General features: G+C 71.0%; 5 protein-coding genes. 2 read left to right on the forward strand and 3 right to left on the reverse strand.

All coding sequences use genetic code 11. The features are described from left to right. Positions 1-257: 257 nt before the first annotated feature. Positions 258-812 carry an SMI1/KNR4 family protein gene (locus tag HCN08_RS34290; protein WP_167987271.1) on the forward strand — a complete coding sequence of 185 codons (555 nt, stop codon included), beginning with the start codon at positions 258-260 and terminating at the stop codon, positions 810-812. 73 nt (positions 813-885) lie between these two features. Here HCN08_RS34290 and HCN08_RS34295 read toward each other — a convergent pair whose 3' ends face one another. Continuing rightward, on the reverse strand, positions 886-2,868 hold the full coding sequence (locus HCN08_RS34295; RefSeq protein WP_322974857.1) for a lamin tail domain-containing protein: 1,983 nt from the start codon (positions 2,866-2,868) through the stop codon (positions 886-888). Positions 2,869-2,986: 118 nt separating this feature from the next. On the opposite strand from HCN08_RS34295, the gene HCN08_RS34300 reads away from it, so the two are divergent. Then, positions 2,987-3,760 (forward strand): hypothetical protein, encoded by a 774-nt coding sequence (locus HCN08_RS34300; RefSeq protein WP_167987275.1) that lies wholly within the window; start codon positions 2,987-2,989, stop codon positions 3,758-3,760. A 207-nt stretch (positions 3,761-3,967) separates the two neighbouring features. On the opposite strand, the gene HCN08_RS34305 is transcribed toward HCN08_RS34300, so the two are convergent. Continuing rightward, on the reverse strand, positions 3,968-4,222 hold the full coding sequence (locus HCN08_RS34305; RefSeq protein WP_167987277.1) for a hypothetical protein: 255 nt from the start codon (positions 4,220-4,222) through the stop codon (positions 3,968-3,970). Continuing rightward, on the reverse strand, positions 4,200-5,758 hold a 1,559-nt coding region (locus HCN08_RS34310; RefSeq protein ID WP_167987279.1), incomplete at its 5' end, for a hypothetical protein. The genes HCN08_RS34310 and HCN08_RS34305, both read right to left, overlap by 23 nt.

Genomic DNA, 5,758 nt, shown 5'->3' on the forward strand with positions numbered 1-5,758 from the left:
CACGTACGGCATTGGCGCGGCGCGGTTGGCGGGCGGCGCGGGTCGCAGGCAGGCGGTCGGGCAGGCCGTGCCGGCGGCAGGCGGCAGAGCGGCGGGGGCGGCGGGGGGCGCACGTACGGCATTGGCGCGGCGCGGTTGGCGGGCGACGCGGGTCGCAGGTCGCAGGCGTACGGCGTCGGCGGGCAGCGGGCGGTGCAGGCGGCCGATGGGCGGCGCGGGCGGGGAGTACGGTGCAGGTGGCGGGTAGCGTTGGGGGCGTGTGGGATGCGGACGAGGTACGTGAGCTCGTGGGGGGCAAGGCGGCGGCTGACGCCGGGTGCCGCGTCTTCGGGGCGAGCCGGCACCGGTGGAAGCTGGCGCCGCCGGTCGCGGAGGACGCCGTGGCCCGGTTCGAGCACGACCACCGCTGCGAACTCCCCGCCTCCTACCGCTCGTTCCTCACCGCGGTGAGCGGCGGTGGCGCCGGCCCCGCGTACGGCCTGTACACCTTCGGCAGCGAGCGCTGGTCGGGCATGCAGGAGGCGCTGGACCTGCTGGCGGACCCGTTCCCCCACACGGGCCCGTTCGAGCCCTCCCCCGAGCGCTCGGTGTGCTCGGCCCACGCTCCCGGCGAGGAGGACTTCTCGCCCTGCTGGTTCGCCGGCTCGCTCACCCTCGCCGAGATCGGCTGCGGGTCCTCCTACCGCCTGGTCGTCACCGGCCCGTCCAGCGGCCAGGTCTGGACGGACGACCTCGGCTGCGGCCTCTCCCTGACCCCCGGCCCCGACTTCCGCACCTGGTACACCACGTGGCTCTCGCGCCCGCGGGCATGAATGGCGAAGCTCCTGGCAGTGGGCGGGCCCACCGCCCTGCCCGCCAGGAGCTTCGCCTTCCGGCGTGATCAGATCAGCAGGGGAAGGTGCCGCTGTAGATCGCGTGGCCGCTGGAGGAGGTCTTGGAGCCGAAGCCGTAGATGCCGTCGTCGGACCAGACCGCCTCGCGGGAGCCGTCGACGCAGGTGGAGGCCGGGGCGAGGGCGAAGCCCTCCAGGTTGTCGGCCGGCATGACGGCCGGGTTCGTGTACGTCACGTCCGGGACGATCGCGCCGGCGGCGTCGACCTTCATGAAGGTGTGCGTCTCACCGCAGGTGTTGTCGCAGGTCGCGACGATCCGCTGGGTCCCGGCGTCGAACGTCACGTCCATCACGGAGCTCTTGCCGGTCGCGACGGTGCCGAAGGTGGTGAAGGTGCCGTTGGAGTTGAGGCCGTAGACGTGCAGGGTGCCGTCCCACTCCAGGCCGGCGAAGTACAGGCCCGAGCCGTGCAGTGGGTAGTCGGCCGGGTCGTAGGCCGCGCCGGTGAGCGGGTCGGTCCAGCCGTTGCCGGTCAGCCAGCTGTCCGGTACGTAGCCGACGCCCTCGAAGCCGAGGTTGGCGTCGTCCTTGTCACCGGTGTTGAGCTGCGGGAACTGCGAGGTCATGTCCCACTGGTGGAGCGGCGTGAGGGTGGAACCGGTGGCGGCCGGGTCGTACTCCAGGATCGTGTCCTTGGGGGCGGAGTTCTTGGTGTTGTCGCGCTCAGAGGTGACGTAGAGGTGGCCGTTGCCGCCGACCGTCACGCCCTCGGAATCCGGTTCGCCGGAACCGCCCGAGAAGCGGATCTGCTTGCCGGTCGCGCTCCAGGACGGGTCCGGGATCCACTTGCCGTTGCTCTTGGTGAGCTTGAAGAGCCAGTTCTTGTTCTTGACGGCCCACAGCACCGAGGGGTTCGACGGGTCGTACGCCAGGCCGCTCACGTCACGGCCCTCGGGCCCGGTCGAGGTGGTGAAGGCGCAGACGTTGTCGGCGATCGTGACGTCCTGGCCGCCGGGCCAGGCCAGGGTGCCGGAGGGGGCGGAGTGCGAACCGGAGGGCGCCTCGGGTTCGCAGCCGCTGGTGAGGGAGCCGCCACCGCCGAGCAGCTGGCCGGGCTGACCGCCGGTCCCGCCGGTGGAGCCGCCGCCCCCGGAGCAGGAGTTCGCGCTGCCGAGCGTGGCGGTCGCGGCGGTCCGGAACCAGCCGGTGCCGTCGGCGCAGCGCTCGTCCGACGGCTTGGCGGCGTCGGTCGCCCATGTCACCGAGTCGACGGTGTTGCCGTTGCCGTCGAGCAGGAAGGCCGAGTCGTTGTCGCCGAGGCCGATGGTGGAGTCGAAGGTGACGTATCCGCCGGCCGGGATGCTGGTCGCGCTCGGGTCGGAGGAGGAGATCTTCGCCGCGGAGTGGCCGGTGTCGCCGTCGACGTACTTCCAGGCGCCGACGCTGACCGCGCTCGTACCGCCGTTGTACAACTCGACGGTGTCCGAGCCGTTCGAGGTCACCTCGTTGATACGCACCTTGCTCGCCGCCGGCAGCGACGCCGGGCATCCGGCGGCGTTCGGGGCCCCGAAGGTCGCCTTGGCGGTCGCGGTCACCCACGCCCCGGTGCCGTCGCCGCCGCAGCGAGCCATCGCCGGCTTGGCCTTGTCGGTGGCCCACTCCACGCGGTCCACCACGGTGCCGCCTGAGGTGTAGATCACCAGCTTGTCCGAGTCGCCCAGCCCCTTGGGCGAGTCGAAGGTGACGAACCCGCCGGGCTGGATCGTGCCGGCGGACGGGCTGAACGACTTCGCCGAGAAGCTGTCGTCCGACATCTTCCAGCCGCTGATGCTCACCGCGGTCGAGCCGGTGTTGTACAGCTCCACGGTGTCGTCACCCGAAGAGGTGACCTCGTTGATCCGGACGTTCTGGTAGCCGGCCGGGTCCGCCGCAGCCGCCGGCTGGGCGGCGAGCATCCCCGTGACGACAAGACCTGGTACCGACAGGGCGGCGACGCACAAAGTGGCGACGCGGGCACGCGAATGAGTGGTAGGCACGGGCCCGAACTCTCCTGACAGAACCTTGAAACCACGTGTACCCCACCTGAACCCCGCCCGCTGCCCACCCGAACGCCAGAAGCACCGCATTGTCGGTGCCGGCCCCTACCCTCACGCCATGGATCACATGACGTCCCCGTGGGAGCCCGCCGAGCGCGTCGAACACGTCCGGGAGCTGGCCGCCCGAGGCGACCTCGCCGCGCTGTCGCACGTCCTGCTCCACCCGCAGGATTCCTGGCATGAGGGCCTGGGCGTGACGACGGTGCTGCGCGGCCTGCCCGAGCGGGACCGGTCGGCTCTGGCCCGGCTCTTCACCGAGCACCGGGCGGGGGAATCGGCGGACTCCCCGGCCGACGACCGCGGCCTGGTGCTGCTCGCCGCCGTCTCGCACGGCATCGCGGAGGACGGCTGGTGCGAGGCGTGGGAGGCGCTGCTGACGGGGATGGCGGAGGAGTTGTGGTCCTCCGGGACAAGCGACGAGTTGTGGACGTGCGCCCACGCGCTGCTGGACGCCGGCCGGCGCCTCCCCGCCGAGGTCGTCGCCCTGCTCCGCCGCCCCACCCGCACCTGGGACCGCCAGGCGCTCACCCTCACCGCACCGCTCCCCCCGGAGGCCCTCCGCCGCACACTGACCCGCTGGCTCACCCTCGCCGCCCCCGACGGCGCCTACGCCCCCCACAACCTCCCCGCCCTCGCCGGCCTCACCTGGCTCCTCTCCCTCCAGCCACCCCACCCCACGTCCACCCGCACCCTGAGCGCCCTCATCGAGGTCCCACCCGCCCGAACCCCCCTGACCGGCACCGCCATACGAGCCCTGTCCCGCTTCACCGTCGAAGGAACCCCGGGCAACCGCAGCCTCGCCAACGACGGCAATCCCCATGCTGGTGGGTAGGCGCACTCCTAAAATCCTGACGCTCCGGTGCCACGTAGCCTCTTCCGCAAGGACAACCCCCTCCGGACCGACGCCACTGACCGGCCAGCTGACTCCAACCGGGCCGCCTAGCTAACTGCACGGGTCCACGACCTGGACGGAATCATCACCGACTCCCACGACGAAACCGTCGGTCAGGTCAGCCCGGGGTCCACGGCGCTCGCGCTGTCAGTCGGCCATGTCGCGGAGTTCGTAGCCGAGGAGTCCCCCCTCGAACAGGGGGTAGACGAGGTTCTGCACGTACCACGCCATATCCGTCATCTCCGGGGCGCCCGGGATCTTCCGGCGGTCGAGCACGGGGCTGAACCCTGCCCTCGTATGGTCTCGGCTGAGGAGCAGGTGTCCGCCGGTGGCGGCCGTCGGATGGTAGAGCGCAATGGCGACGGCCTGCTCCTTGACCTCATCCGAGTCCAGCAACGCCACGACGTCCGCGACCTGCTCCGGCCCCGCTGACGTCCAGTCCCAGTCGTCGTCTCCTTCGAGCATGTAGGACACCCCGAGCGGTTCCACGGGTCCCCACCCGTGCCCCGCCAGGACGCTGAGCACGCCGGCGACGGTCGCGGGGTACTCGAAGGTGAGGTCGATGTCGGCAGTCCGGGGCAATGTGCGCTCCTAGCCCATGGGTATGATTTTCCACGATGTCCTGGGGAATCGGGTTCTCCGAGATGAGGCAGAACTCTTTGCCGCTGGCCATGGCGATTCTTCGAGCGTCGCCCAGGTTCGACTTGAATTTTTCCATGACTTTCGCGTTCCGCTGGGCCAATTCCCAGTATTCACCAGATTTCGCCTCGTACCAGACCTCGGTGCCGTCCTCCTCGTAGGCGCCGTCGAACTGCCTGCCGCCCTCGCTGAATTCGTCTCTACCTCCGAGCTTCTGTACGAGATCCTCCTCGTACTTGCGCCCGCGCCGTTGGGCTTTCCTGCCTCCTGAGGGCTCCTCCTCCGGCGGCTCCTCCTCGGGTGGAGTGCGTCCGCCGCCCCCGCCACCTCCCTTTCCCCCCGAGCCGCCGCCACGTGCCTCCGCTTCGGCCATCTCGCGGTCCAGCGCCTGGGTGACCTCAGCGGTTTTGGCGTCCACCGCCTCGACCTCGGGCACGCTCTCGGCGGCCGAGGCGAGCACGGTCTCCAGTTCGGCGATGCCCTCGGCGGCGTAGTCGGCGATCGCGGCGTCCATGACCGTGTCGACCGTGGCGAAGAGGGCCGCCGCCTCGCCGGCGTCCAGGGCGGCGGCGCCGGCGTCGGAGCCGCCGAGGGTGAAGACGGTGCCGAGCACGCCGAGCGCGGTGGTCACGCCCATCGCGATGCCGGCCTCGCTCACCTTGTGCTCGAACTCGCTGTGCGCGTGGTCGATCGCCTGCGCGAACTGGTCGCACACCGAGGCGAGCTTGGTGCAGGCCAGATACGCGGTGGACAGCGGTGCCCGCCCACCCGGGTCGGCGTCCTTCCAGATCTTGCCCCAGAAGTCGGCCATCGCGGTGACCGCGCCGCTGGTGTTGACGTCGGTGATCGCCTGGACCTGGAGGTGCAGGCTCACCCCGAGGTTGTTGATGTCGGTCGCCGCGGCACGGAACGCCTTCGCGGCGTCGCGGAGCTTGTCCTGGTGCCCGTTCACCCAGTACTTGTCCAGCGGCGGCGGCCAGTGGTTGCTGCCGGCGCCGATCGCCGAGGGCGGGTCGGGGTAGAGGACGTCGTCGATCACGCCCGGCCACGGGTACTGCTGGAGCGGCTTCTTGGCCGCGCGGGGGTCGGAGTGGTGGTCGGCCTTGAGGTAGTTGTTCGCGGTGCGCACCAGGCCGTCCGCGGACTGGCCGATCGCGCGGACCGCGGCCGACAGCGTACGGAAGAGCGCCTTGACCGCCGGGTCGTAGCTCTTGGCGAACTGCTTGCCGTACTTGTCGTCGCCCGCCATGCCGGCCGCCGCCCGCAGCGCGTCGCCGAGGGTGTCGGCGATACCGTCCA

It is taken from the genome of Actinacidiphila epipremni (assembly GCF_012034175.1).
GTDB lineage: Bacteria > Actinomycetota > Actinomycetes > Streptomycetales > Streptomycetaceae > Actinacidiphila > Actinacidiphila epipremni.

Coding starts and splice junctions, on each gene's coding strand:
- HCN08_RS34300 (WP_167987275.1), top strand. CDS start 2,987: ATGGATCACATGACGTCCCCGTGGGAGCCCGCCGAGCGCGTCGAACAC.